Raw genomic sequence first — 25,906 nt, 5'->3', positions numbered from 1 at the left:
GCCGGATTCCGGCCCTGACAGAAAGGTGCTCACATGGGTTCGCTCATCGGTCTGCTGGTTCTGGGAGCCATCTTCGGCGCGCTCGCGCGGCTGTTCATGAAGGGCAACCAGAACATCGGCATCATCTGGACCATCATCCTCGGAGCGCTCGGTGCCTTCGTCGGGGGATGGCTCGTGCAGGACGTGTTCAACGTCGGCAGCACGATCCTCGTGTGGATCGTCGGCATCATCCTGGCGATGGTGTTCATCTCGCTCTACCTCGGGCTCACCAGGCGCCGCACCACCCGCTGAGGCGTGACACGGGCGACACCCGGCGTCAGTTCCTCGCGAGGAGGTCCTGCGCGGCCCGGCGGGCCTCGCTGATCGCGTCCGGCCGGGCGCCGGCGGTGGACAGGACCAGCGCACCCTCGTAGAGGAGATGCAGGGTGTCGCCCGTGCGCTCGGCGTCGGCCCGGCCGGCCTCGACGGCGAGCCGCCGGAACAGCTCCCGCATGTAGGCCTTGTCCGCCCGGATGACCGGCAGGGCCGGGTGGTCGGCGGTGCCGATCTCGGCGTAGGCGTTGACGAATGCGCAGCCGCGGTCCTGGTCGGCGTGCCACTCGGCGATGACGTCGTACACGCCGAGCAGCCGGTCGGTGCCCGGCTCCCGGGCGGCGAGGCGCTCCGTGAGGTGCGACCGCCAGCGGACGCCCCGGCGGTGCAGGTACAGCGCCACCAGGAGATCCTTCGAGCCGAAGATGTCGTACAGCGTCTTCTTGGTGGTGCCGGCCTCCGCGGCCACCCGGTCCACGCCGACGGCGCGGATGCCGTGGCTGTAGAAGAGCCGGGACGCCACGTCCAGGAGGCGCTCTCCCGCGGGAGTCAGGGCCGGGACCTCCTCGCGGTCGAGGACGGTCTGGTCGAGCGACGTGCGTGGCATCGGGTCTCCTTCCTGAGCTCCACTGCGAGTATACCGACCTGTATGGTTACCTCGCGGTATGGCTCTCTCGACCCGAACCGCGCTCACCGGCCTGGTGGCCGAGGCCGGCCTGATCCTCACCTGGAGCTCCGGCTTCATCGGCGCACATCTGGGCACCCGGTACGCACCCGCCGGGACGCTGCTCACCTGGCGGTACGTCGCCGCCGCGGTGCTCTTCGTCGTCGTGCTGGCGGCGCTGCGTCGCGGACCGGTCCGCGACCGGCCGGCCCGGCACGTCGCGCTCGGCATCCTGTGTCAGGCCGGCTACGTCGGCGGGGTCGTCACGGGCATCGGCCTCGGCGTGCCCGCGGGGACCGCGGCCCTGATCGCGGCGCTCCAGCCCCTGGTGGTCGCGGCCCTCGCGCGGCGAATGCCGGGGGAGCGGCAGTCGGGCCGGCAGCTCGTCGGCCTCGCGGTCGGCGTCGTGGGCGTGGCCCTGGTGGTCTCCGGTGATCTGGGGGCGGCGTCCGGCCCGGCGTGGGCGTACGCGTTGCCGCTCGCGGGCACCCTCTCGCTGTCCGTCGGGACTGTGCTCGCCCAGCGCTGGCAGCTGCGCGACGGCCTCGTGGACTCGCTCGGCGCGCAGACGGTCGTGGTCGCCGTCTCGCTGGTCGTGGGAGCCGCGGCCACCGACGGTCTCCGGCCACCGGCGGAGCCGGGCTTCTGGCTCGCGGTGCTCTGGGTCGTGGTCCTGTCGACGTTCGGCGGCTACGGCTGCTACTTCCTGGTGCTCCGGCGGCGGGGGCCCACCCGGCTGTCGACCCTGCTGTACCTCACCCCGCCCTGCACCATGCTGTGGGCGGCGGCCATGCTCGGCGAGCGCCCCACGGTCATGGGCTACGTGGGCACGGCCGTGTGTGCCCTTGCGGTCGCCGTCGTGCTGCGCCGCGGGCGTGCGGTGGTCGGCGCGGTAGCGTGACGGTCGTGTCCTTCACCGACGCCGAGGTCGCCTACCTGCGCTCGCAGATGCTGGCGCGCCTCGCCACGGTGTCGGCCGACGGTCGACCCGACGTCGTACCGGTCGGGTACGGGTTCGACGGCACGTGCTTCTGGGTGGGCGGACCGGGCAGCAGCTTCCTGCAGACGCGGAAGGTGCGCAACGTCGTCGCCGGGGGCAGGTTGGTGGCGCTGGTCGTGGACGACCTCGTCTCCTTCGACCCGTTCGTCGCGCGCGGGATCCGCGTCTACGGCGCCGCCGAGCCACCGGTCGAACGTGATGGGTTCATGGGGCCGGGGCATTACGTCCGCATCGTGCCGCAGGTCTCGTGGAGCTGGAACCTCGACGGTGAGCCGGTCGGCGACGAGTGGTACCCGACCCGGCGGACCGTGCACCGCTAGACCGGGCGTTCCTGGCCGGCCTGCGGCGCCGGCGCTGGGGTGGCCGCGCGGCGGTAGACGAGGCGTCGCAGCAGGACCTCGGCCGGCCCGCGACGGCCGGTGCGCTCGAACCAGACCGCGAGCACCAGCGTGACGAGCCAGACCACGACCGCGTACAGCGCCATGACGAAGCTGCCCATGTGCTCCCCGAGCCCGAGGCCCCAGGCGGCAAGGACCGGGGCGCACAGCACGGACTGGGCGAGGTAGCACGAGAGCGACCGCTTGCCTACGGCGATCACGGAACCGGCCGGGCTGGTGGGTGCCGGTCGTGCGCCGGAGATGGCGATCCGGTGCCCGAGCAGCCCGAACAGGGCGACGTAGCCCAGGCCCCCGAACAGGCCGGTGAACAGCTGGAGAGGCATGAAGACCCAGCTGATCTGCTCCGGGAAGTCCCAGGCGCCCACGTGCACGAGGGCGTGCGGCAGGCCGCCGAGCCAGCCGACGGCGATCCCGGCAACCGCGGTGGTCCGCAGCAGGCGCAGGTGCTGGCCGGGACGCTCGAGGATCTCCCGCCGTGCGGCGACGAACGCGAGGAGGATCATGATCGGCACGACGAGCATCAGCAGGCCCTGGCCCACGCTGAGGCCGAGCCAGAAGAGCAGCCGGTCGGCGATCGAGCGCAGGTAGTCCGGGTCACCGATGGACGGCTCCTCGAACGAGAAGGACATGGCCGCGGCCTCGGACGGCGGCAGCTGCATCGCGAAGAACGCCCCGACCGCGGAGAACGCCACCATCAGCACGAGGAGCCCGGTGAGGACGGAGGCCCAGACCACGAGGGTCCGGTCCCGGCGGCGGAAGAACAGGCCGACGAGGATCAGGCCGGCGAGACCGTAGGCGCCGAGGACGTCCCCCATCCACAGCAGAGCCGCGTGGACGAACCCGAAGAGCAGAAGCCAGAGGTTCCGGCGTTGCAGGAGCCGGCGCGCCCGGCCCTCCGGCGTGCCGCTGCTCACCTGGCGGCGGAACAGCTGGACCATGCCGTAGCCGAAGAGGAAGGCGAACATCGGGTACACCCGCAGGTCTACCGTCGTCATGACGAGGAACTGCGTCACCCGGTCCGCGACGGAGCCGTCGACGGGGTGCGCCGTGCCCGAGGCGCCCGCCTGGGACGCCCACAGGTAGAACGGGGTGTTCGCCAGTGCGATGAGCACCAGCATGAAGCCCCGCGCGAGGTCCGGTGCCGGAGCTCGTTCGGTGTCCCGGGTCGGCCCGCGGGTCACGCTCGGCGCACTTGTGGCTGCCACGGTCACGACGTTAAGGGCGCGCTGGGGCCTGGAGGTACTGATATTTGTCATGAGCTGCCGCGAGTGACCGTTGTACGGTCGGCGGCGCCGTACCGACACGAGGGGAGCGCACGATGACCGGGGAAGGTCCTCCGCCGGTTCCCCGGATCGACGCGGTCGCCCTCGTCGAGGCCGTGAACCGCGCCACGGATGCCGGGCTCCGGCTCGTCGGCGAGGCCGGGCACGGCGAGGTCGGCGCCGGTTTCGTCATTTGGCCGGACGGCTCGCCGGGGGTGATCACCCGCAGCGGGGCCTCCGTCGAGGAGCTCGAACGGACCCGGAGCGTGCTCGCGAGGGCCGCGGAGGCCGGACTCCCGGTCCCCGTCTACCGGCTCGTGGTCGACCTCGGCGACGATCGCGCGATCCTGCAGGCCCGGCTGCCCGGCGCCCCGCCCGCCGTCGTCACGACCGAGCTCGTCCAGCGGATGCTGGAGCTGCTCGAGCGCACCGCCCACCTGGGCGGCGGCCTGCCCGCCGTCGAGCTCTACCTCGACTCCTCGGGCCCCGGCTTCTGCCTGCACGAGACGCTCGAGCTCCACGGGCCCCGGACCCGCCGCCTCCTCGCACGTGTCCGTGAGGCCGGTCGCGACGACGGCGGCGCGCACGACGAGCCGAGCGACCTCGTCCATCTCGACCTCCACCCCGGCAACGTCCTCGTCGACGCGGCCGGAGAGATCACCGGCCTCGTCGACTGGGACGGCTACGGGCGCGGCGACCGACGGCTCGCGCTGGTGACGCTTCTCTTCGACCTCACGCACCGGGGTCGCTTCGCCGCCGGTTCGCCCGACCTGTCCCCGGCGGTGGGGCTGGTGCTCGCCGGGCTGGCGGCGGCGCCGGCCGGCGACGTCCGCCGCTGGTGGGCGCACATGAGCCTGCGGCTGGTCGACTGGACGATCCGGCACGCCTACCCGGCGGCCGAGGTCGAGCACTATCTCGCGCTCGCCGAGCGCGGGTTCGACCGGCTCGAGGGCGGCTCTCCGCTGCGCCCGGAGGACGTGCGCCGCGCGCGCTGAGCCCGCCAGCCACGCGCGCAGGTGCGCGACCCGACCGCGGTGGTGGACGATGGCACCACCGAGCCGAGAGGGAGGCGCCATGGCCGCCGAGACCGTCGACGTCGTGGTGATCGGACTGGGGCCGGGCGGTGAGGACGCCGCCGCGCGGCTGGCCGAGGCAGGGCTGTCCGTGGTGGGTGTCGAGGCCCGCCTGGTCGGCGGCGAATGCCCGTACTGGGCGTGCGTGCCGACCAAGATGATGGTCCGCGCGGCCGACGCGCTCGCCGAGGGCCGCCGCGTGGGAGACCTCGCGGGCCGGGCCGACCTCGTGCCCGACTTCTCGCCCGTCGCCACCCGGATCCGCGAGGAGGCGACCACCGGCTGGGACGACGCGGCCGCCGTCGAGCGGCTCGAGAGGAGCGGAAGTCGTTTCCTCCGCGGTCGCGCCCGGCTCGTGGCGCCCGGTGAGGTCGCCGTCACCACAGACGACGGCGAGCGCCGGCTCACCGCCCGCCGCGCCGTCGTCCTCAACCCGGGCACCGAACCGACCATCCCACCGGTCGACGGACTGCCCGGCACGCCGTACTGGACCAACCGTGAGGCCGTCTCCGCCACGGCGGTGCCCGACTCGCTGGTCGTGCTGGGCGGCGGACCGGTCGGGTGCGAGCTCGCGCAGGTCTTCGCCCGCTTCGGCAGCCGCGTGACCGTCCTGGAGTCCGGGCCGCGGCTGCTCGGCAAGGACGAGCCGGAGGCCGGTGCCCTCCTGGCCGAGGTCTTCGCCGAGGAGGGCATCACGGTGCGGACCGACGCACGGGCCCTCCGGGTGCGGCACGGCGGGGACGGCTTCACCGTCGAGCTCGAGGACGGCGAGTCGTTCGGCGCCGAACAGCTGCTCGTCGCGGCGGGACGCGGCACCGACCTCGAGGCGCTCGGCGTGGCCGCGGTGGGCCTGGACGCCGAGGCCCGGACGGTCCCGGTCGACGAGCGGATGCGTGCCGCCGACGGCGTGTGGGCGATCGGCGACGTCACGGGCAAGGGAGCGTTCACCCACGTCTCGCTCTACCAGGCCCGGATCGCCGTCGCCGACATCCTCGGTGACCATGAGCAGGACGGTGACTACCGGGCCGACTACCGGGCCGTGCCCCGGGTGACGTTCACCGACCCCGAGGTGGGCGCCGTGGGACTGACCGAGGATCAGGCGAGAGACCAGGGACTGTCCGTGCGCACCGCCGTCACCGAGGTCCCCTCGGCCGCCCGGGGCTGGATCCACAAGAGCGGCAACGCCGGCTTCGTCAAGGTCGTGGAGGACGCCGACCGCGGGGTGCTGGTCGGCGCGGCCTCGGCGGGACCTGGCGGCGGCGAGGTGCTGGGCGCGCTCGCCGTCGCCGTCCACGGCGCGGTCCCGACGGCGCAGCTGAAGCAGATGATGTACGCCTACCCGACGTTCCACCGGGCGATCGAGGCGGCGCTGACCAAGCTGGAGTGAGGCGCTCCGCCCCCGACGCGCCCCGGCCTCACACCAGGTCCCGCGGGATGCTGCGCTCCCAGTTCTGGGAGTAGACCCGCGGGTCGCCCTGCTGCTCGTCCAGCTCGTAGGCGTCGAGCTGTGCGTTGAGCAGGAAGTGTGTCGGGGTGCAGGTGAGCACGGTGCGCGTGGCGACCTCCACCCGCCAGTCCTCGCCGTTGTCCAGGCGCCGGACGGTGCGCGTCTCACCCCGGACCGAGCTGACGTCGTTCCAGCGGAAGCTGTACCACTCGCGGGTGTCGCGGTGGATGACGGTGCCGGTGTCCTCGATCCGGAAGGTGCCCTGGTCGTTGACGATCTCCAGGGTGGAGATGTCGGTGGCGAGGTCACGGGTGACCCGCCAGGAGTGCTGCCCGGTCGCCAGCACCGTGGTCTCGGCCTCCGGTGCGGCCTCCGGCGCCCCGAAGGGCCGCAGGTCCGCGTCCTCGGTGCGCGTCTCCCGCACGGGGAGGACCAGCGAGCTCCGGCCGGTCGCGATGGTGACGGTCGCGGGCTCGGGGGCGGGCCAGACCAGCGGCCAGTACGACGTCGAGACGGACAGGCGGATGCGGTGGCCCGCGGGGAAGGACTGGGCGATCCCGTTGAGCGGCACCTTTACCCGGTAGGCGCGCCCCGGCTCGAGCGGCTGCGGGTGCTCGCTGCCGTCGCGGTGGGTCAGGTTGAGCACACCGTAGGTCACGCGGCTCGCCTCGCCGTTCGGGGCGACGTCGGACAGGCGGACGGCGAGCTGGGCGACCGGCTTGTCCGCGGAGACCTCGAACGTGACTCGCGGCAGCCCCAGGATCTCCAGCGGCTCGCGCAACGGCTCCGTCTCGAAGACCAGGGCTCCGCCGTCCTCCTCACGCTGGTCGTACGGCAGGTCGGGTACCGCCGAGTAGGAGGCCCACTTGCCGGCGAACATCCCGACGCTCAGCGGGGACTGCAGGCTCAGGTCCTGCTCGGCGGCCTCGTCCGGGTCCCAGGTCCGGACGTGGTCGTGGTCCGCGTCCACCGGCAGCAGGTGGTGCGCGGTGAAGCGGTACTCACGCTCGCGGACCCCGGGCGAGGGCCAGGTCGGCTCCGCCACCCACCGGCCGGGGCGGTCCTCGTAGGCCGCGCTGGGCGGCATGCTGTCCTGCATCCAGGCACGCAGCATCGGTTCGTCCTCGAGCCCGGTGTCCACGCCTTTGAGCCAGTGGTCCCACCAGCGGACCACCTCCTGGAGGAAGCCGATGGCCGGGCCCGGCACGCCCACGTGCGGGTACCGGTGCCCCCACGGGCCGATGAGCCCGCGGCGGGGCACGTCCAGGTTCTCCAGCAGCCGGAAGATGGCGTTCGTGTAGCCGTCCGCCCACCCTCCGACGGCCATCACGGGGCAGCGCACCCGGGTGTAGTCCTCGCACACGGACGCGGGCTTCCAGTAGTCGTCCCGGCGCTGGTGCCGCAGCCAGGTGTCCAGCCACAGCCCGCTGCCCTCGAGCCGCTCGTGCCACATCTCGCGCCAGCGGTCACCGACGATCGCCGGGTCCGGCGGGAGGCTGTTGAACGCGAACATGACGGTGGCCTCGGAGAGGTTGTCCGCCAGCAGGCAGCCACCCATGTAGTGCATGTTGTCGACGTACAGGTCGTCGGTGGCGGACGCGCTGATCACGGCCTTGAGCGCCGGCGGGGCGAGGGCGGCCAGCTGCAGAGCGTTGAAGCCGCCCCAGGAGATGCCCATCATGCCGACGTTGCCGTCGCACCACGGCTGCTCGGCGAGCCACGCGATGACGTCCTCGGCGTCCCGGTGCTCCTGCTCGCGGTACTCGTCGACGAGGACGCCGTCTGAGTCACCGCTGCCGCGCAGGTCCACCCGGACGCAGGCGTACCCGTGCCCGGCGACGTACGGGTGGTTCAGCGCGTCCCGCCCGCGTGTGGCGTCACGCTTGCGGTACGGGATGTACTCGACCACCGCAGGGACGGGGCGCTCGTCCGCGTCCACGGGCAGCCACATTCGGGCAGCCAGCTGCTGGCCGTCGCGGAGCGGGATGAAGACGTTCTCGACGTCCTCGACGTCGTGCGGGAGATCGGTGCGGGTTCTCATCCAGCCTTTGCCTCGGGGACGGGGTCGATGTCGAACGGCAGCAGGGCCAGGGCCCGACGGTAGCGTTCGACCAGCTGGTCGCGGTCGTCCGCGCCGAGGTAGAGGCTGCCGAGCTTGAAGCGGTAGCTGTCCTGGTGCGGCAGGTCCGAGAGCTGGTCTCCCGGCGCCACCTGGAAGGTCACGTGGGTGTCGGGCAGCTCGCGCTGGAGCGCGGCGACGTCCTCTTCGCTCGGCACGCTGCGCACGACGCCGTCGTGGTCGTGGAAGATGTGCCACTGCGCGGCGACGGCGTAGCGACCCTCGCCGTGGGGCATGTCCGGGGGGTCGCCGAGCGCGACGTCGATCGCCGCCTCGTGGTTGGACGTCCCGTCCACCTTGAGGAAGAGCTCGCTGTGCGACTGCGAGATCCGGGTGTTGACCTCGATCATCCGCAGGCGGTCCGTGTCCGGGTCCCACATGTACTCGACGTTGAACGCGCCGTCGTCGAAGCCGATGTGCCGCAGGAAGCGCTCCGCGGTCGAGACCATCCGGTCCTGGACCTCGGGCGGCACGGTGGCGGCCGGGTAGTCGAGACGCTCGATGCTGCGGCCGTCGGGGTCCTTGTACATGTCGACGATCCCGTGGACGTCGAACCGGCCGCGGGAGACGACGCCCTCGGGTGCGGCCTGGATCCCGGTGATGATCTCCTCCGCGAGACAGGTGTTGCCGCCGGCCTCCTGCAGCTCCCGCGGCAGGTCGACCCGCCGCAGCACCTGGTTGAACGCGTCGCCGAGGTCGGTGATCTCCGCGCGGATCTCCTCCAGCGCGGAGGCGAACTGGTCCTCGTCGTGGATCTCGAACCCGAGGTTGGAGGAGTGCGCCTTGACCGGCTTCACCCAGAACGGGAACGGCAGGTCCACCTGCGCCAGGGCGTCCTCGGCGAACGGGTCGAAGGCGCTGAACCCCGGCACCACGTCAGGGACCGCGGTCCGCTGCTCGAGCCGGCTCCAGTACTTGTGCTCGCACTTGAGCATGCTCAGCAGCGATGGGGCGGGGATGCCGCGGTCGTGCGCGAGGATCGGCGCCAGCATGGAGCTCGGGAAGTCCCAGTGGCAGATGATGGCGTCGACCGAGCCGTCGAACTCCTCGAGCTGGGTGCGCGCCTGGTCCAGCAGGGCGTCGAAGTCGTAGTCCGTGTCCCGGACGAGGCTGTCGTAGTCGAGCAGCGAGTGGAAGGTGAAGCGCTCGGCGCCGCGCATGTTCTCGAGGTCGTGCCGCTGCAGGTCGGTCAGTCCGAGGACGAAGACATTACGTCGGTCTGCGGTGCTCGTGGGTTCGGTCATGACATGGGACCGAATCACGCGGTCAGGGCCTCTGCAACAGGGGAGCCTGCTCCGCCGCGGCGGGCAGGCAATCTCTTCCAGCGTGCCGGGCCGTACCGTGAGGTATGGCAACCGTCTCCCGTGCGGACCGGGCCGACGACGCCGCGCTCCTCGCGGGCCTCGCGCTCGAGGATCCGGCCGTCTCGGCGGCGTTCGTCAGGCGCTTCCAGGGCGCGGTGCACGGCCTGGCGGTGAGCATCACCCGTGACCCGGTGCTGGCCGAGGACGTCGCGCAAGAGGTGTTCGTCCGCGCGTGGCGGGCGGCGGGCGGGTACGACGTGCGCCGCGCGTCGGTGCTGACGTGGCTGCTGACGATCACCCGCAACGCCGCCATCGACGCCGTCCGTGCCCGCCGCGTCACCCCCACCGACGACGAGCTGCTCGACCAGCTGGTGCAGGACACGCTCGGGTCCGCACCGGACCTGGAGGAGACGGCGATGCACCGCCTGGAGACGGAACGGGCGGTGCGGCGCCTGCACCGCATCTCGCCGGAGCAGGCACGGGCCGTGGTGCTGGCGGTCCTCGGGGGCTGCACCGCGGAGGAGGTCTCGCGCCGGGAGGGCATCCCGCTCGGGACGGCGAAGACGAGGATCCGCACCGGCCTGCGTCGGCTGCGTGAGAACGCGGAGGTGGAGCGTGACTGACCGGCACCCCGACGAGGACGTCCTGCTCGAGGTCGCCCTCGGCACGGCCGACGCCGCTGCGCGGGACCACGTCACCGGGCACCTGGCGGGGTGTGCGGAGTGCCGTCGCGCCTACGACGAGCTGGCCGGCGGGATCGAGCTCGTCCTGCCCGCGGTCCCGCGCGTGGCGCCGCCGCCGAGCTTCGAGACGACGGCGCTGGCCCGGTTGCGGGACACCACCCGGGACGGAGCCGCGGGAAGGCGGCGGGCGCCCCGCCGGCGGCTGCTCCCGGTGGCGGCCGCCGCCCTGGTGGGCGTCGCCGTCGGCGTGGTCGGGGCCGTGGGCGTCGAGCGCGCCAGGCAGGATCCGCCACCCGCAGCCAGCGAGTGGTCTGCGCCGCTGATGACGGAGGACGGGGCCAGTGTCGGCCGGGTCTCCCGGAGCTACGGCTCGTCCGGGCCGATGCTCGTCGTCGACCTCAGCGGCGGCCCGGCCGGGGCGGAGTACCGGTGCCGCCTGATGCTGCAGGACGGCACGGCGCATGACATGGGGGAGTGGGAGGTGACCGACGACGGCGCGAACATGTGGGTCGTCGAGGACATGGACCCCGGTGTCGAGATGGTCGAGCTGGTCGACGAGTCCGGCGGCGTGGTCGCGACGGCACAGATGTGAGCAATCCCTCAGGCCTTCCTCATCCGTAGAACCCTCATGGGACGCACAGCGAGCAGACGAAGCCACGTGATCGTCGCGGCCGCCTCGGCCGCACTCCTGCTGGTCGGATGCGGCGGCGGCGAGGCGGAGCCCGGGGCCGGCGGGGATGCCGAGGAGACCACCGAGGAGATGTCCGAGGAGATGACCCATGAGGAGGGCACCGACTCGGAGATGACCGACGACGCGGACGAGGGGATGGCGGAGGCCACGGTCGTGATCGCCGACTTCTCCTACCAGGTGCCCGAGACGGTCTCCGCCGGCGCCGAGATCACCGTGACGAACGAGGACGACGTCGGGCACACCGTCACCTCGGACGAGGAAGGGATCTTCGACGTCGTGGTGGGACCCGGCGAGACGGTGACGTTCACCGCGCCGGAGGAGGCGGGCGAGTTCCCGTTCCACTGCACCCCCCACCCGGACATGACCTCCACGCTCGTGGTGGAGTGACCGATGCGGCCGCGCAGCGGGTTCGAGCTGACGCTCCGGCTCCTGGTCGTCGCCGCGCTGGGTGTCGACGCGGTGGTGCACCTCCAGCTCGCGGAGGTCATGCAGCTGGCCGCCCCCGGTGGCCTGGGCGGCGGGACGCTCTTCCGGGCCCAGGCCGTGCTGGCCGGGCTCGCCGCGGTGCTCCTGCTCGTGACCGGGGCGCGGGCGGCCTACCTCCTCGCCGGGCTCGCCGCCCTGTCGGCCCTGGTGCCCGTGCTGCTCTACACCTACGTCCAGGTGCCGGCGATCGGCCCGGTCCCGTCGATGTACGACCCGACCTGGTCGACGCCCAAGGTGGTCAGCGCCGTCGCCGAGGCGTTGGCGTTCGTCCTGGCATCCGTCGGGGTGGCGTCCAGCGCCGCATGGCGCGACAGGCGGGTGCCGGCCCGGTCCTGAGGCACCCGCGGGCGGGTTCCGCGCACTCGCCCCGCCGAGCGTCGCCGGATCTCGAGGTGGCACCGCTGGCTGGGGAAGACTACGGCCATGCCCTTGGACGCCTGGTTCACCCTGGCTGTGATCGTCGCGGTCCTCGCGCTCCTCGTCCGCGGCCGCTTCTCGCCCGCCGTCGTGATCTTCGGGGGTGCGGTCACCCTCCTGGTGCTGGGGGTGATCTCGGCGGAGGAGGCGTTCTCCGGGTTCTCGAACGCCGCGCCGATCACCGTGGCCGCGCTGTACGTGGTCGCCGCCGGGGTGGAGAAGACCGGCGCCCTGACTCCGCTCATGCAGTCCACGCTGGGGGAGCGCGGCACCTACCGCCGGCCGCTCCTGCGCACGCTCGGTCCGACGGTCGCCGCGTCGGCCTTCCTCAACAACACCCCGATCGTCGCGATGCTCATCCCGCAGGTCACCGCGTGGGCGCGCCGCCGCGGCGTCGCGGTGTCGAAGCTGCTGATGCCGGTCTCCTTCGCCGCGATCCTCGGCGGCCTCCTGACCGTCATCGGCACGTCGACGAACCTGGTCGTGTCCGGGCAGATGCGCAGCCTCGGCATGGGCGAGATGACGTTCTTCGAGGTCGGCAAGCTGGGTCTGCCGATCGCGCTGGTCGGACTCGTCCTGCTCGTGGTGCTGGCGCCGAAGCTGCTGCCGGACCGTCGCTCCGCCCATGCCGAGATGGAGGAGGAGGGCCGCCGGTTCACGGTCGAGATGACCGTCGCCCCGGGCGGGCCGGTGGACGGCAAGACCGTCGCCGAGGCGAACCTCCGGCACCTGCAGGGTCTGTTCCTCGCCTCGGTGGACCGCGGCGACACGACGATCGCCCCGGTGCGTCCGGAGACGGTGCTGCGCGGCGGCAACCGGCTGCACTTCGTCGGCTCCGCGGACCGGGTGGTGGAGCTGCAGGAGATCCGCGGCCTGCGCTCGGCGGAGCTGGCGCACGTGATCGATCTGAACGACCCGTCGGTGCGGTACTTCGAGGCGGTGGTCGGGACCCGCTCCCCCCTGGTCGGCCGCACGCTCAGCGAGGTGGGGTTCCGGTCCACGTATCAGGCAGCGGTGCTGGGGATCCACCGGTCCGGCCAGCTCGTCGAGGGCAGGTTCGGTCAGATCCGGCTCCGGGTGGGTGACACGCTGATCGTCGTCTCCGACCCCGGGTTCCGGGAGCGGTGGCGGGACCGCGCCGACTTCCTGCTCGTGGCCGATCTCGACGGCACGCCCCCGGTCACGACGTCGCGGGCGTGGATCCCGGTGGCGCTGCTCCTCGCCGTGGTCGTGCTGGCCGCGACCGGGCTGGTCCCGATCCTTCACGGAGCCCTCGTCGCCGCCCTGGTCCTGATCGCGACCCGGGTGCTCAGTGCGCTCGAGGCACGCCGCGCGATCGACATCGAGGTGCTGGTGGTGATCGCGTCCGCGTTCGGGCTCGCCGCCGCGATGCAGCAGTCCGGGCTCGCCGAGAGCCTGGCGCAGGGGCTGGTGGACCTCTTCGGCGGTTGGGGGGAGCGTGGTGTCCTGCTCGGTCTCGCCCTGGCCACGATCGTGCTCACCGAGCTCGTCACGAACAACGCCGCCGCGCTGCTCATGGTCCCGATCGCGGTGCAGGCCGCCACCACGGCCGGGCTGGATGAACGCGGCGCGGTGATCGCGGTGGCGGTGTCCGCCTCGGCCTCGTTCCTCTCGCCGATCGGGTACCAGACCAACATGATGGTCTACGGCCCCGGTGGTTACCGGTTCACCGACTACGCCCGACTCGGCTGGCTGCTCTCCGCGGTGGTCCTCGTGTGCGTCGTCGGGCTCGTCCCGTTCCTGTGGTGAGCGCGGAGTCGCGCACCGGAGGTCGGCGGTGGGTCGCGGACGCATTTGACCGCGAGGCGGACCGCCCCAACGATGGCTCGGTGGCTGACCTGAAGACTCGTGCACTCACGGCAGAGGTCTCGCGGCGCGAGGCGAAGCAGTTCTTCAGGTCGTTCTCGCGCGAGCACCCCTCCACGAAGAGCTGGCTGTCGTCGTGGCGGCTCGCGGCGTGCGTCGTGGTGTTCCTGTGCACCGCGGTGTTCCTGCTCGCAATGGGCGTCGGGATCGCGGAGGAGATCCGGGCGGGCGCACCAGACGCCGCCAGCCAGGTGTTCGGCATGGTGACCATCTCGGTCCTGATGCTGTACGCGTGCGGCGTCATGACGGTGTTCTTCGTCCGCACCCAGCTGCGCAAGGGCACGCCGGAGCGGCACTACCGACTCTGGGCGTTCGCCCGCGACAACGGCATGCAGTACCTGCCCGGTCCGTACGGGGGTCAGCACCTCACGCCGTGGCGTGGGCGTGGCCGCATCCTGGTCAGCCGCGTCATGCGCTCACGTTTCGTCGAGCTCGGGAACTACGACCTGATGGTCGGAGCGGGCAACAGCCGTGACACGGCACTGGGCGGGTACATGTATCTCCGCGTGCACAGCAAGCTGCCGCACATCCTGCTGAAGGCGAAGCGCAACGAACGGCTGCTCTCACCCGTGCCGGCGCCCAAGCGCGCGCAACGTCTCGACATCGGGGGCGAGTTCAGCGACCACTTCACCCTGTACTGCCCGGAGGGCTACGAGCGGGACGCGCTCTACCTGTTCTCGTTCGACATCATGGCGCGGGCGATCGACTCGGCCGGAGACTTCGACATCGAGCTGGTCGACGACTGGGTCTTCTTCACCCGGCCCGGGGAGATCGTGACGCTGAACCCGGACGACTGGGAACGGTCGGTCGAGGCGCTGAGCGCGATCGGCACGAAGGTCGCTCAGTGGGAGCGTTGGCGTGACGAGAACGCTGCGACCTCCCACGGCGAGGCGCCCGCCACCGGCGGGGGTCAGCAGGACGGGCACCTCATCACGCAGGCCGAGGTGGCAGAGCAGGGGCGGCGTCTCAAGTCCGGCGTGGCCCGGACCCTGTGGGTCGTCGTGGGCGCTGCGGTGCTGCTCGCCGTCGCGAACATCCTGGTCGGGCTGGCCATGTGACGCTGTGATGACGGACCCGAGCTCGGTGGGCCTCCGTAGAGAACTCGAGAACCCTCTCGCTGGCCTTGAGACTGCGCTTCCCGCAGGTCGTGGGGTCTACCGGCGGAATCGGAGGTCGCTGGAGCCGACCGTGATGGACGCGCGGAGGCGATGGTGGTGTCGGTTGGGAGTGCTCAACCCTTCTGAACCTGGCCCAGGTAGACGATCGCGTGGCCCTGTACGGGGCGGGCGGGACACTGGTCCGGGGCGTATGCGGCGCGTGTACTTGTGCGTCGTCCCAGTCCCTGCGAGCGCCTGGTTGACGACCTTCGAGCGGTATGCCCGACTGTTGTCCGAGAGGCAGCGTTTGATCGTTATGATGCCGTGCTCGCGGTAGAAGAGCACCGCACGTGGGTCTGCGGTTGGTCGACGCCGTGCTGCTGACTATGAACACGTTCTGCGCCGTCGGCAGTGGCTGACCTGAAGACTCGCGGACTCACGGCAGAGGTCTGAACGATGCTCTAATGCGTGTTGTGCCACAAACACGAATTCACCGGTGGCGAGGCTTCTCGGTGCCGAGAACTCCCGGTATCTCACGACCGTGACTCTACGCGTGACGTGACCCCCAGGGTTCATCCCCGGCAGCCCACACAACTCTCCGTCACGGCGCCGGCAGATGAATGGGTTTGGGAACTCTGCAGCGCCATACGTACCCGCGACGCGACAACAACGTCGTTAAGGACACACCAAATCCCATGCGGAACCGAGCCACTCGAACCTCTCTGCCAAGCGCGAATCCGACGTGCTCAGCTGTTCTCGTCGTCGTTAGGGCTGATGAGGTTCCGTCGGATGGCTTCGACGACGGCGGCCGTGCGGTCGTCAACGGCCAGCTTGGCGAAGGTGCGGAGCAAGTGTGTCTTGACCGTGGCCTCGGTGATGTGGAGGCGGGCGCCGATGTCAGGATTGGAGAGCCCATCGGCGACGGCCCGCAAGACTTCCGTCTCGCGGGGGCTCAGCGCGATGGGTGTGGGTGCGCGCAGCCGCGCGGTGAGACGGGCGGCGACACTGGGGGCGAGGACCGTCTCGCCGCGCGCTGCGGCGCGGACCGCATGGACGAGTTGCTCGCGCCCGGCATCTTTGAGGAGGTAACTGACTGCCCCGGCTGCCAGGGCGGGATCGATATCCGTGTCGGTGTCGTAGGTGGTGAGGATGAGGACCTTCGTCGTGGGGTGGTCGGTTGTGATGCGTCGGGTGGCCGCCGTCCCGTCGAGAACGGGCATGCGGAGGTCGAGTACGACCACGTCGGGGTGTAGCCGGGCCACGAGTTCGATGGCTTCGCGCCCATCGGATGCTTCGCCGATGATCTCCAGGTCCGGCTCGGTGGCCAGCAGGGCGACAATGCCGGCGCGCATGGGCGGGTGGTCGTCGGCGACGACGATCCGCACGTTCACGATCGTTCCTCCGCGGGGATCGGGACGTCGATCAGTATCCGGGTGCCGTCGCCGATCGAGCTGGTGAGGGTGAGTTCACCGCCGAGCTCGGCGATGCGTCGTCTCATGCCGTCGATGCCGAACCCGCGCGCTTCGGCGACGTTGAATCCGCGGCCGTCGTCGGCAATCTCAAGCTGGACCGCGCCATGATGTTGAACGAGCTCGACCGTGACGGTGGAGGCGGATGCGTGCTTGCGGATATTCGCCAGCGACTCCTGCGCGCAGCGCAGGAGCGCCGCCCGGATTCGAGGACTGAGGTCGTCGTCGGTCGAGTCGGCGTGCACCTCGATGCCGGTGTCGTCGGCGAAGCGGACGAGCATGCGTCGTAGAGATGACGGCGTGGGGGGCGGTTCGGAGCCGACGAGGATTCGAGCCTCGGCAAGATTCTCCCGGGCGGTGACCTCGATCGAGATCAGGTGCCGGTCTCGTTGGTCGGGGTCGTCGGTGAGCCTGCCCGCTTCCGCCAACGCGACGATCGAGGCGAAGCCCTGGGCAAGCGTGTCGTGGATCTCACGCGCGATCCGGTCACGTTCCTGCACCGCACCTTCGCGGCGGTGGGCGTCTGCGAGTGCTTGCTGGGTTCGAGCAAGTTCGTGATCACGTTCTCGGGCATGGTGCTCGTTGCGGTGCCACCACCGGATGATCGGTAGCGAGAGCGCGAATGCTGCGGCAGCCGCGACCGCGTTCTCGGGAATGGCGTCGTCCGTGGGCGCCAACGAGCCCGCGACGACGGCCGCAGTCGCGGCTGCGGCGAAGCCGATCGCCTGCCAGGACACCGAGGTGAACAGCCAGAATTGCGGCAGCGTGAGTAGGAGCAGCGCGGCGCCACCGCCTGGGAGGAACGCCATCGCGCCCAAGGCCGGGACGAGGAGCGCCAAGTAACTGAGCCGGATCGCCCGGAGATCTGGCAGCAACGTGACCAGCGCGTAGGCGACGCCCATTGCCCCGAGAATCACCAGGGAGATGTACCGCGGGTCACCGGTGTTGCGGAGCACCGCGACCAGGCCGGGGCAGAGTCCGAAGACCACCCAGACCAGGGAGTACCAACCACGCACCGGATCAGCCTAAAGTCGCCGATTGCATCGAGGCTGCTGAGTCGCGTGGCGACTGCATACGAGTCGGCCACCACACCCGGTCGCCGAGCAGGAGCATCAGCGACGGCAAGATCAATGTCCGGATGATAAACGCATCCAGCAACACCGCGACAGCGAGGCCGAGGCCGGTCTGCTTCATCTCGATCAGGTGGACCGCGACGAAGGCTGCGAACACCGTCACCATCACGATCGCCGCGCTGGTGATCACCGAGGTCGAGTTTCGCATCCCGTCGAAGACCGCCTCCCTGGTGGACATGCCATCCGTCGCCGCTTCCCGAATCCGACTGATCAGGAATACCTGATAGTCCATTGATAGTCCGAACAAGATCACGAACAGGAACAACGGGACCCGTGACCCGATCGAACCGGTCGAGGTGAAATCCAGGAGTCCCTCAGCCCATTTCTCCTGGAACACCCAGGTCATTACCCCCATCGCCGCTCCGACTGAGAGCAGGTTGAGCACGACCCCGATTGCCCCGAGCACCACCGATCGGAATGCCCAAGCGGTGATCCCGAAGGTGACCAACAACAGTGCACCGACAACCCATGGCAGACGCTCCTGCTGGTGCTGCGGGTAGTCGACATTGCGTGCCACGTCACCACTGACCGCGTACTCGACCCTGTCCAACTGGCCCAGCGTTAGGGGGAGATACTCCTCGCGCAGGCGTTGCAGGGAGTCCCGCGCTGTCTGCTCACCGACGAAATGCGGCACGGCGATATCGAGAACACGAGTGCGGCCGTCGGCTGAGACACGCAGTGTTGAAGACTCGCCCATGGCGGGATCGTCCGCCGTCATCGCCTTGAGTTCGGCGAGCGCTGTGGCGGTAGCCGGATCGTCACTGTGCACGACGACCTGGTGGATGGCCCTCACTTCCGGGTAAGCCGTAGTGAGCCGTTCGTAAGTCTGCATCGCAGGCAGGTCGGGTGGATGTGTCTCCACCCCCATGTCGGTGATCTTCATGCCGAGAACGGGTGCAGACAGCGACAGCATCGCCAGGGTCGCCACACTCAGCGTGAGTGCCGGACATTGGCCGACGAAGCGCATCAGCGCTGCGGAGAGTCGGTTGGCCTTCGGTGTCCGCATCGGCTTGCGTCGTCGGGAGGTCCGGTGTTCGGCGATCGCGCCGAGCTTGGCCAGCGTCGCTGGCAAGACCGTGATCGAACTGGCCACTGCGACGAGGGTGACCAGCACGGCACCTGTGGCGAGCGAGGAGAAGATGACGTCGCCTACGAAGTAGAGCGTGGCGCTCGACACCGCGACAGCGACTCCCGACAGCACGACCGCCCGGCCGGATGTCGCCGCGGCGAGATCGACCGCCGCCGTGGCGGACAGACTTCCGCCGGCCCGCGCACGTTCCTCTCGCTCCCGCTTCAGGTAGAAGAGGCTGTAGTCCACGCCCACCGCCAGACCGATCAGCAAGATGACGTTCGTTCCGACGCCGGCGTCGGGCACGATGTGCGAGACCAACATCGACAGCCCGACCGAAGCCGCAATGGACGACAGCGCCAGGACCACCGGTACGAGGGCCAGGCTGAGCGACCGGAACACCAACAGCAGCGTGATCAAGGTGATCGGCAGCGTGATCAGTTCGGCCTGGGTGATGTCCTGACCACGTTGTTGCTCCACCGCCTGCCCGATCGACGCACGGCCGGTCTGCTGCACCAGCACCTCGGGATGGGCGTCTTGTACGGCTTCGATCTCAATATGAAGATTAGCCACCGCCGCCGAGGCTTCGCGCTCCTCGACATCCAGTGTCAGGTCGACGCGGAGCGCGGGACTGTTCGATGCCGGTATCGGATCACTGACGTCCGCGACCATGGCCTGCGACGACATCCGGTCGATCACGTCTTGCGCGGCAGAGTCCGCAGCGCGTTCGTTCAGTACCCCACCAACCGGCGCAGTGATCAAGACATGCTCGACGGGTCGACGCTGCAACCCACCATCCGCCGCGATCGCTTCGGCCCGCCCCGCCTCACCGACTCGATAGTCCGCGGTGACGGCGGAGTTGTTGCCAACCGCGATCCCGGCCCCCAGACACACTGCGACGAACACCAACCATCCTGCGATCGCGTGCCACGGATGATGAGCACTCCAGCGAGCAACACGGACCGGCAAATTCGTCATGCTGTCATCGTTGCTACGTGCAGCCATCGCCCGACACGTACGGCCGGCCCACACCACATGTCCACCGACCGGCGGACACGCACCGCGCCTTGCCGGGAGGGTCGGACGACATTTCCAGACAAGTTCAGGGCCTACCCACGACGCCCCGCTCCTTTTAGGCACACGGTTGGTAGGTCCGCCGAAACATCGTCGGTTATCGCCTCGGCGTTGCCCTCGTGGATGCGATCCTGGTCGAGGTAGCTTTCGATCACCTGCGTGCGCCCGTGCCGCAATGCGAGGGATGCGGTCTTCTCCCGCGTGTTGGTGCAGAGGTGGAGTCGACCAGCTCGGACATCCTCACGGTCGCCCCCATGAGCAATCCGAGACAGTGGGCTCGCGGCCTAGTGCGGAGTGGGCCCCGTGGGGCTCGAACCCACAACCCGCTGATTAAAAGTCAGCTGCTCTGCCAATTGAGCTAGAGGCCCAGGCGACGACGCCCCCCGGCAGGATACGTGGCGGTGCGGACGGCGAAGCACGTGCCCGGGGACGGGGTTGTTGGCACTGGGTGCTCACACGAGCAGGGGCTCACACGCTTCCGCGGAAGCGTCGCGGACAGCTCGTGGAGGCGTGGGGCCGAGGGTTCCACGCCTCCCCCGGGGCGACGGCCCCGTCACGGAGGTCGCCGCGCCGCTACAGTGCCCCGAGCGCCTGCCGTCGAGGAGGAGGGTGGACATGAGTCACTCGGGCCAGCGGGAGAGGGATTTCGCGCCGTCGTCCCAGGGGGACGAGGTGGACGGACGCTCACCGGGCGAGCAGGCCGAGCCGGAGCCTTCGCGGCTCAACGCCCGGCGCTGGGCGGGCTTCGCCGGCGGACTGCTCGCCGGCCTGCTGGTCTACCTCCTCATGCCGGGTGACGTGGAGAGTGCGGTGAAGGTCACCGCCGCCATCGCGGTGCTCATGGGCGTCTGGTGGATGACCGAGGCGATCCCGATCCCGGCCACGGCGCTCGTCCCGCTGGTGGCCTTCCCGGTGCTGGCCGGCGCCGACATCGACGACGTGGGCGCCGCCTACGGCAACAACATCATCTTCCTCTTCATGGGCGGCTTCTTCATCGCCCAGGCCATGCAGCGGTGGAACCTGCACCGTCGCATCGCTCTGGTCACCGTCCGGCTCATCGGCACCAACCCGGTCCGCATGGTCGCCGGTTTCATGGTCGCCACGGCGTTCTTGAGCATGTGGGTCTCCAACACGGCGACCGCGGTCATGATGCTGCCCATCGGCATCTCGGTGCTCGCGCTCGTCGTCAACCTCGAGAAGCGCACCGAGACGCCGGAGGTGTCCGAGACCGAGCTGAAGAGCGCCGTCGTCTCCTCGAAGTTCGGCACCGCCCTGATGCTCGGGATCGCCTACGCGGCCTCCATCGGCTCGCTGAGCACCATCATCGGCACACCGCCGAACGCGCTGCTGGTCGCGCACATGTCCGAGCAGTTCGACGTCCAGATCGGCTTCGGCCAGTGGATGGTGGTGGGCCTGCCGCTCTCCGTCGTCTTCCTGCTACTCGCCTGGTGGCTGCTGACGAAGGTGCTGTTCCGGCCAGAGATCGACCAGATCCCCGGCGGCCGGGAGCTCATCACGTCCGAGCTGAACAAGCTCGGCCCCATGTCCTCCGGCGAGACCCGCGTCCTCGGCGTCTTCATCCTCGCCGCGGTCTCCTGGGTCGCGATCCCCTTGATCTGGCCCGACTCGCCACCGATCAGCGACGCCGGGATCGCCATGACCGTCGGCGTGCTCCTCTTCACCCTGCCGGCGGGCACGGCGCGCGGCGTCCGCCTGCTCGACTGGCAGTCCGCGGTCAAGCTTCCCTGGGGCGTGCTCCTGCTCTTCGGCGGCGGGCTCGCCCTGTCCGACCAGTTCTCCGCTTCGGGCCTCACCGAGTGGATCGGTGAGCAGGTCGGTGCGCTCGGCGGCGTCCCGACCCTCCTGCTCGTCGTCGTGGTGACGACCGGTGTGCTCTTCCTGACCGAGATCACCTCCAACACCGCGACTGCGGCCACGTTCCTGCCGGTGGCCACGGGTGTGGCGCTCGGGCTCGACCTCGACCCGCTGCTGCTGGCCATCCCGGTCGCGCTCGCCGCGACCTGCGCCTTCATGCTCCCGGTCGCGACGCCACCGAATGCCATCGCGTTCGGTTCGGGCTACGTGACCATCGGTCAGATGGTCCGCGGCGGACTCTGGCTGAACCTCGTCGGCATCGTGCTCATCACCGCCGTGACCTTGACGCTCGCCGTCGTGGTCTTCGGCATCGTCTACTGACCGGCTTCCGGCAGCGACCGCGCCCCGGCGGGCCGCCGCCGGCCGGAGCTCATCAGCCGTCCAAGCGCCTGAGCCCGCTCCCGGCGCCAGCGCGCGCCGGGTCGAGTACGGTGCCGGTGAGAGGAGGACGCCGTGAGCGAACGACGATTCCGCCGGCCGGCCATGCTCGACCCGGCCCAGGCCGAGCTCATCGAGGGCGACGAGGATCCGGCGATGCGCTCCGAGGTCGCCCACACGTCTGCCCAGGCGCTCGTGCGCGGAGGTCAGGAGGCGAGCGACGACCCCGAGCTCGTGCGGCGCCTCGTCACCCTCGTCGACACCGAGGGCCTCGACGCCGTCGCGGCGCTGTGGTCCCGCAGCCCGCACACCACCCTTCCCGGAACGCTCTGGCGGCTGTACCTGCTTCGCGAGTGGGTCCGCCGGGACCCGGGCGCCGTCTCCGACCGGTACCGCCGCGGTCTCCAGCGCGCCGAGGTGGCCGGCGCCGTCGCCGGGGTCGCCAGCCCGCCCGGGCCGGACGAGGTCACCGAGGTCGTCGACCGGGTGCTCTCCGGCCTCTTCGACGGCGACCTCGCCATCACCCTCGAGCGTGCCGCGGCCTTCCTCCGCGTCCTCGCCACCGGATCGGCGCTCGACGCCGACTGGATCGAGGAGGACGACGACGACCTCGCCTTCCGCGTCACCCGGCGCGCGGGTGCGTTGCTCACCACGGCCGAGGAGTTCGAGGAGGCCGCCGCCATGTACCGCGCCGGCCGGCTCGACTGATGGCACCGAGCTCCGACGTCGCCGAGACGGCAAGGCTCGACGAGCGGATGACCCAGGAGGTTCTCGACCTGGCCGCCGCGGTCGCCGAGCACGACGGCGTCGCCGCCCTGTCCGAGGCATCCCTGCTCGCGCTGCGCCGGGGCGAGGACGTCCGGCACCTGCTCGTCGGGGGACTCGAGCCGGCCGGGTACGCGCAGGTCGACCCGGTGGCCGGCACGGCCGAGCTGACGGTCCGCCCCGAGAGCAGGCGCCGGGGGAACGGGGCGGCCCTGCTGCACGCCGTGCGGCGCCTCGCGCCCGGCGTCGCCGTGTGGGCGCACGGAGACCTGCCCGCCGCCCGCGCGCTCGCGGCCGCCTCCGGGATGGAGCGCGTGCGGGAGCTGCTCCAGATGGCGCTCGACCTCCCCGCACCGGGCGTCCCGCTCGAGACCGCCCCCGCGGCCCACGGCCTCCCGCAGGCCAGGACGTTCCGTCCCGGTCAGGACGAGGAGGCCTGGCTGCGGCTCAACGGCCGTGCCTTCGCCTCCCACCCGGAGCAGGGCCGGATGACCCTCGAGGACCTGCGTGCCCGCCAGGACGAGTCCTGGTTCGACCCGTCCGTCCTGTGGGTCGTCCCGGACGAGCATGACGGCGAGCTGCTCGCCGCCATGTGGGTGAAGATCCTCCCCGGGGACGACGCCGGCGAGATCTACGTCCTCGGCGTCGACCCCGACGCCCAGGGGCGTGGACTGGGCCGTCGTCTCACCTCGCTCGCGCTCGCGGAGATGACCGCCCGTGGGCTGCGCCGGTCCACCCTCTACGTGGAGGGCGACAACACGGCCGCGCGGCGGACCTACGAGCAGAAGGGATTCACGTGCGTCGCCACCGACGTCCAGTATCGATGAGACGAGTCCGCTGGCGCCGACCGGTCACGCGCTCGTCACCTTCGGGTGCGAACATGTCCCCCATGAGCAGCACCGAGGGGGCCCGGGGCCCCGGGGAGAACGACCGGCCGAACGGGGCCGGTGACGCGCTGCCTGCCGCGGGTGACGGACTGCGCGCGGAGGACGTCTCCGCCGCGGAGGAGGCCGAGCTCGGCGGCTTCGAGGCCGACGACGAGGACGAGCTCGTCGCCCAGGCCCGTAGCCTCGCGCGCAACGCCGTCGGCGGCGCGGGTGGCGTGGCGACCGTGCCGCCGGTGGCGACGTCCGCACCACCGGCCCCGGGCGCCGACCGCGGTCCTGTTCCGGCCGCCGTCGGGTCGGAGCTGCCGGACGGGCGCTTCGCGGACCGTGAGCTCAGCTGGCTCGCCTTCAACGAGCGCGTCCTCGAACAGGCCGAGGACACCAGCCTCCCGATTCTCGAGCGGGCATGGTTCCTGGCGATCTTCGCCTCCAACCTCGACGAGTTCTACATGGTCCGCGTCGCCGGGCTGAAGCGCCGCATCGCGACCGGCATGGCCGTGACCGCGGCGTCGGGCCTGACGCCCCGGCAGGTGCTCGAGGCGCTGTCGCATCGCGCGCGAGAGCTCGCCGACCGGCACGCGCGCGTCTTCGCCGAGGACGTCCAACCCAAGCTCGCCCGCGAGGGCATCCACCTCCTCCACTGGTCCGAGCTGAGCGAGCCGGAGCAGGAGCGCCTGCACAAGTTCTTCCGGAAGCAGATCTTCCCGGTCCTCACGCCGCTCGCGGTGGACCCGGCGCACCCGTTCCCGTACATCTCCGGCCTCTCGCTCAACCTCGCCGTGCTCGCCCGCAACCCCAGCACCGGCAAGGAGCACTTCGCCCGCGTCAAGGTGCCGCCGTTGCTGCCCCGGTTCATCGCGGTGGACGCCGAGGGTGTGCCGTACCGGCCGGAGGACGTCCCGGCAGACGCCGGAGGCCGGACCGCCTACGTGCCGCTCGAGGAGGTCATCGGGCACCACCTGGACGCGCTCTTCCCGGGCATGGAGATCGTCGAGCACTACACGTTCCGGGTCACCCGGAACGAGGACGTCGAGGTCGAGGAGGACGACGCCGAGAACATCCTCAAGGCCCTCGAGAAGGAGCTCATGCGGCGCCGGTTCGGCCCGGCGGTCCGGCTGGAGGTGGACCGGGGGATCAGCCCGCACGTCCTGGACCTGCTCATGCGCGAGCTCGGTGTCACCGAGCAGGACGTCTTCCGTCTGCCCGCCCCGCTCGACCTGACCGGCCTCAACATCATCCACGACCTCGACCGGCCGTCGCTGAAGTACCCGAAGTTCGTCGGCGTGACCGCGCAGGGCCTGGCCGAGGTCGAGTCGGCGAACCCGACCGACATCTTCGCCGCGATCCGCGAGCGGGACATCCTCCTGCACCACCCGTACGACTCCTTCTCCACCTCGGTGCAGCAGTTCATCTCCCAGGCGGCCGCCGACCCGCGCGTGCTGGCGATCAAGCAGACGCTGTACCGCACCTCCGGCGACTCTCCCATCGTCGACGCGCTGATCGACGCGGCACAGGCCGGTAAGCAGGTCCTGGCGATCGTTGAGATCAAGGCACGGTTCGACGAGGAGGCGAACATCACCTGGGCCCGGAAGCTGGAGCAGTCCGGCGTGCACGTGGTCTACGGCATGGTCGGCCTGAAGACGCACGCGAAGCTCTGCCTCGTGGTGCGCCAGGAGGCGGACGGGCTGCGGCGGTACTGCCACGTGGGCACGGGCAACTATCACCCGAAGACCGCCCGCGGGTACGAGGACCTCGGGTTGCTCACCTGCGACCGGGACGTCGGCCAGGACCTCACACGACTGTTCAACCAGCTCTCCGGCTACGCGCCCCGCACCCGGTTCCACCGGCTGCTGGTCGCGCCCCGTTCGGTGCGCACCGGGCTGATCGAGCGGATCGAGCAGGAGATCGAGAACCACCGGAAGGGCAAGCCCGCCTGGGTGAAGATCAAGGTCAACTCGATCGTCGACGAGAAGATCATCGACGCGCTCTACCGGGCGAGCAGGGCCGGGGTGCCCGTCGACGTCGTCGTGCGCGGCATCTGCGGCCTGCGGGCGGGCGTGCCGGGCCTCAGCGAGAACATCCGCGTCCGCTCGATCCTCGGCCGTTTCCTCGAGCACGCGCGCATCTTCGCGTTCGCGGGCGGTGGTGAGCCGGAGGTATGGATCGGGTCGGCCGACCTCATGCACCGCAACCTCGACCGGCGCGTGGAGGCGCTCATCCGCATCGACGACCCTGGCCAGATCGACGACCTCGTCGAGCTGATCGACAGGTCGATGGCGAGGACGACGGCCTCCTGGCACCTCGGCCCCGACGGCTGGCACCGGGTGTTCACCGGTCCTCAGGGCGAGCAGCTCGAGGACCTGCAGGAGATCCTCATGACGCGGGCGCGCCGTCGCGTGGCGGCCTCCCGGTGACC

The 25,906-nt window shown here is 70.7% G+C and carries 22 protein-coding genes and 1 tRNA gene; 15 read left to right on the top strand and 8 right to left on the bottom strand.

Translation table 11 applies throughout. The annotated features are described in order from the left end of the window. The first annotated feature begins 33 nt into the window (after nucleotides 1-33). Nucleotides 34-291 carry a GlsB/YeaQ/YmgE family stress response membrane protein gene (locus tag ACFQQL_RS18665; RefSeq protein WP_382396675.1) on the top strand — a complete coding sequence of 86 codons (258 nt, stop codon included), beginning with the start codon at nucleotides 34-36 and terminating at the stop codon, nucleotides 289-291. Between the two features lie 25 nt (nucleotides 292-316). On the opposite strand, the gene ACFQQL_RS18660 is transcribed toward ACFQQL_RS18665, so the two are convergent. Further along, nucleotides 317-919 (bottom strand): TetR/AcrR family transcriptional regulator, encoded by a 603-nt coding sequence (locus ACFQQL_RS18660; protein ID WP_382396674.1) that lies wholly within the window; start codon nucleotides 917-919, stop codon nucleotides 317-319. A gap of 58 nt (nucleotides 920-977) precedes the next feature. On the opposite strand from ACFQQL_RS18660, the gene ACFQQL_RS18655 reads away from it, so the two are divergent. After that, the gene (locus ACFQQL_RS18655; protein WP_382396673.1) at nucleotides 978-1,877 is read left to right on the top strand and encodes a DMT family transporter; all 900 of its coding nucleotides are present in this window, start codon (nucleotides 978-980) and stop codon (nucleotides 1,875-1,877) included. A 5-nt stretch (nucleotides 1,878-1,882) separates the two neighbouring features. Beyond that, nucleotides 1,883-2,296: a PPOX class F420-dependent oxidoreductase gene (locus tag ACFQQL_RS18650; protein WP_382396672.1), complete on the top strand. Its 414-nt coding sequence runs from the start codon at nucleotides 1,883-1,885 to the stop codon at nucleotides 2,294-2,296. Here the strand turns inward: ACFQQL_RS18650 and ACFQQL_RS18645 are convergent. After that, the gene (locus ACFQQL_RS18645; RefSeq protein WP_382396671.1) at nucleotides 2,293-3,579 is read right to left on the bottom strand and encodes a DUF418 domain-containing protein; all 1,287 of its coding nucleotides are present in this window, start codon (nucleotides 3,577-3,579) and stop codon (nucleotides 2,293-2,295) included. The genes ACFQQL_RS18650 and ACFQQL_RS18645 overlap by 4 nt on opposite strands. Nucleotides 3,580-3,692: 113 nt before the next feature. Between ACFQQL_RS18645 and ACFQQL_RS18640 the strand changes: the two genes are divergently transcribed. Together ACFQQL_RS18640 and ACFQQL_RS18635 are read left to right on the top strand one after the other, a co-directional pair. Next, nucleotides 3,693-4,631, top strand: a complete 939-nt coding sequence (locus ACFQQL_RS18640) for an aminoglycoside phosphotransferase family protein (RefSeq protein WP_382396670.1) — start codon at nucleotides 3,693-3,695, stop codon at nucleotides 4,629-4,631. 79 nt (nucleotides 4,632-4,710) lie between these two features. After that, on the top strand, nucleotides 4,711-6,096 hold the full coding sequence (locus ACFQQL_RS18635; protein WP_382396669.1) for a dihydrolipoyl dehydrogenase family protein: 1,386 nt from the start codon (nucleotides 4,711-4,713) through the stop codon (nucleotides 6,094-6,096). Nucleotides 6,097-6,124: 28 nt separating this feature from the next. On the opposite strand, the gene ACFQQL_RS18630 is transcribed toward ACFQQL_RS18635, so the two are convergent. Then, nucleotides 6,125-8,197, bottom strand: coding sequence for a CocE/NonD family hydrolase (locus tag ACFQQL_RS18630; RefSeq protein WP_382396668.1), 2,073 nt, complete (start codon nucleotides 8,195-8,197; stop codon nucleotides 6,125-6,127). After that, nucleotides 8,194-9,519 (bottom strand): ATP-binding protein, encoded by a 1,326-nt coding sequence (locus tag ACFQQL_RS18625; protein ID WP_382396667.1) that lies wholly within the window; start codon nucleotides 9,517-9,519, stop codon nucleotides 8,194-8,196. The genes ACFQQL_RS18630 and ACFQQL_RS18625 overlap by 4 nt, the downstream gene beginning before the upstream one ends. A 104-nt stretch (nucleotides 9,520-9,623) precedes the next feature. Here ACFQQL_RS18625 and ACFQQL_RS18620 point away from each other — a divergent pair, with 104 nt between their 5' ends. The 6 genes from ACFQQL_RS18620 to ACFQQL_RS18595 all read left to right on the top strand — a co-directional run bounded on the left by ACFQQL_RS18620 (nucleotide 9,624) and on the right by ACFQQL_RS18595 (nucleotide 14,801). Beyond that, nucleotides 9,624-10,202 (top strand): RNA polymerase sigma factor, encoded by a 579-nt coding sequence (locus ACFQQL_RS18620; RefSeq protein WP_382396666.1) that lies wholly within the window; start codon nucleotides 9,624-9,626, stop codon nucleotides 10,200-10,202. Further along, nucleotides 10,195-10,854 carry a DUF2613 family protein gene (locus tag ACFQQL_RS18615; RefSeq protein WP_382396665.1) on the top strand — a complete coding sequence of 220 codons (660 nt, stop codon included), beginning with the start codon at nucleotides 10,195-10,197 and terminating at the stop codon, nucleotides 10,852-10,854. The genes ACFQQL_RS18620 and ACFQQL_RS18615 overlap by 8 nt, the downstream gene beginning before the upstream one ends. A gap of 36 nt (nucleotides 10,855-10,890) precedes the next feature. Then, nucleotides 10,891-11,340: a cupredoxin domain-containing protein gene (locus tag ACFQQL_RS18610; RefSeq protein ID WP_382396664.1), complete on the top strand. Its 450-nt coding sequence runs from the start codon at nucleotides 10,891-10,893 to the stop codon at nucleotides 11,338-11,340. Nucleotides 11,341-11,343: 3 nt separating this feature from the next. After that, the gene (locus ACFQQL_RS18605) at nucleotides 11,344-11,775 is read left to right on the top strand and encodes a hypothetical protein (protein WP_382396663.1); all 432 of its coding nucleotides are present in this window, start codon (nucleotides 11,344-11,346) and stop codon (nucleotides 11,773-11,775) included. 87 nt (nucleotides 11,776-11,862) lie between these two features. After that, nucleotides 11,863-13,626, top strand: a complete 1,764-nt coding sequence (locus ACFQQL_RS18600) for an SLC13 family permease (protein ID WP_382396662.1) — start codon at nucleotides 11,863-11,865, stop codon at nucleotides 13,624-13,626. 80 nt (nucleotides 13,627-13,706) lie between these two features. After that, nucleotides 13,707-14,801: a hypothetical protein gene (locus tag ACFQQL_RS18595; RefSeq protein ID WP_382396661.1), complete on the top strand. Its 1,095-nt coding sequence runs from the start codon at nucleotides 13,707-13,709 to the stop codon at nucleotides 14,799-14,801. 785 nt (nucleotides 14,802-15,586) lie between these two features. On the opposite strand, the gene ACFQQL_RS18590 is transcribed toward ACFQQL_RS18595, so the two are convergent. The 4 genes from ACFQQL_RS18590 to ACFQQL_RS18575 form a co-directional block, all read right to left on the bottom strand. Continuing rightward, nucleotides 15,587-16,231: a response regulator gene (locus ACFQQL_RS18590; protein WP_382396660.1), complete on the bottom strand. Its 645-nt coding sequence runs from the start codon at nucleotides 16,229-16,231 to the stop codon at nucleotides 15,587-15,589. Continuing rightward, nucleotides 16,228-17,325, bottom strand: coding sequence for a sensor histidine kinase (locus ACFQQL_RS18585; RefSeq protein WP_382396659.1), 1,098 nt, complete (start codon nucleotides 17,323-17,325; stop codon nucleotides 16,228-16,230). The genes ACFQQL_RS18590 and ACFQQL_RS18585 overlap by 4 nt, the downstream gene beginning before the upstream one ends. Nucleotides 17,326-17,329: 4 nt before the next feature. Then, a complete protein-coding gene (locus ACFQQL_RS18580; protein ID WP_465254079.1) occupies nucleotides 17,330-19,489 on the bottom strand; it encodes an MMPL family transporter in 2,160 nt (719 codons plus the stop codon). Nucleotides 19,490-19,880: 391 nt separating this feature from the next. Next, nucleotides 19,881-19,953 (bottom strand) — tRNA-Lys (locus ACFQQL_RS18575). Between the two features lie 247 nt (nucleotides 19,954-20,200). Between ACFQQL_RS18575 and ACFQQL_RS18570 the strand changes: the two genes are divergently transcribed. From ACFQQL_RS18570 to ACFQQL_RS18555, 4 genes are all read left to right on the top strand, one after another. Then, nucleotides 20,201-21,781, top strand: coding sequence for an SLC13 family permease (locus tag ACFQQL_RS18570; RefSeq protein WP_382396657.1), 1,581 nt, complete (start codon nucleotides 20,201-20,203; stop codon nucleotides 21,779-21,781). Nucleotides 21,782-21,913: 132 nt separating this feature from the next. Beyond that, nucleotides 21,914-22,546 (top strand): hypothetical protein, encoded by a 633-nt coding sequence (locus ACFQQL_RS18565; RefSeq protein ID WP_382396656.1) that lies wholly within the window; start codon nucleotides 21,914-21,916, stop codon nucleotides 22,544-22,546. After that, nucleotides 22,546-23,430, top strand: a complete 885-nt coding sequence (gene mshD / locus ACFQQL_RS18560; protein ID WP_382396655.1) for a mycothiol synthase — start codon at nucleotides 22,546-22,548, stop codon at nucleotides 23,428-23,430. Before ACFQQL_RS18565 ends, mshD begins: the two co-directional genes overlap by 1 nt. 62 nt (nucleotides 23,431-23,492) lie before the next feature. Further along, complete coding sequence (locus ACFQQL_RS18555; RefSeq protein ID WP_382396654.1) at nucleotides 23,493-25,904, top strand: RNA degradosome polyphosphate kinase; 2,412 nt, start codon at nucleotides 23,493-23,495, stop codon at nucleotides 25,902-25,904. Nucleotides 25,905-25,906 lie beyond the last annotated feature (2 nt).

The sequence above is a fragment of the Georgenia alba genome, from assembly GCF_042665525.1.
GTDB lineage: Bacteria > Actinomycetota > Actinomycetes > Actinomycetales > Actinomycetaceae > Allobogoriella > Allobogoriella alba.
Note: the sequence above shows the minus strand (reverse complement) of the source record. Positions and strands in the feature narration are given on the sequence as shown.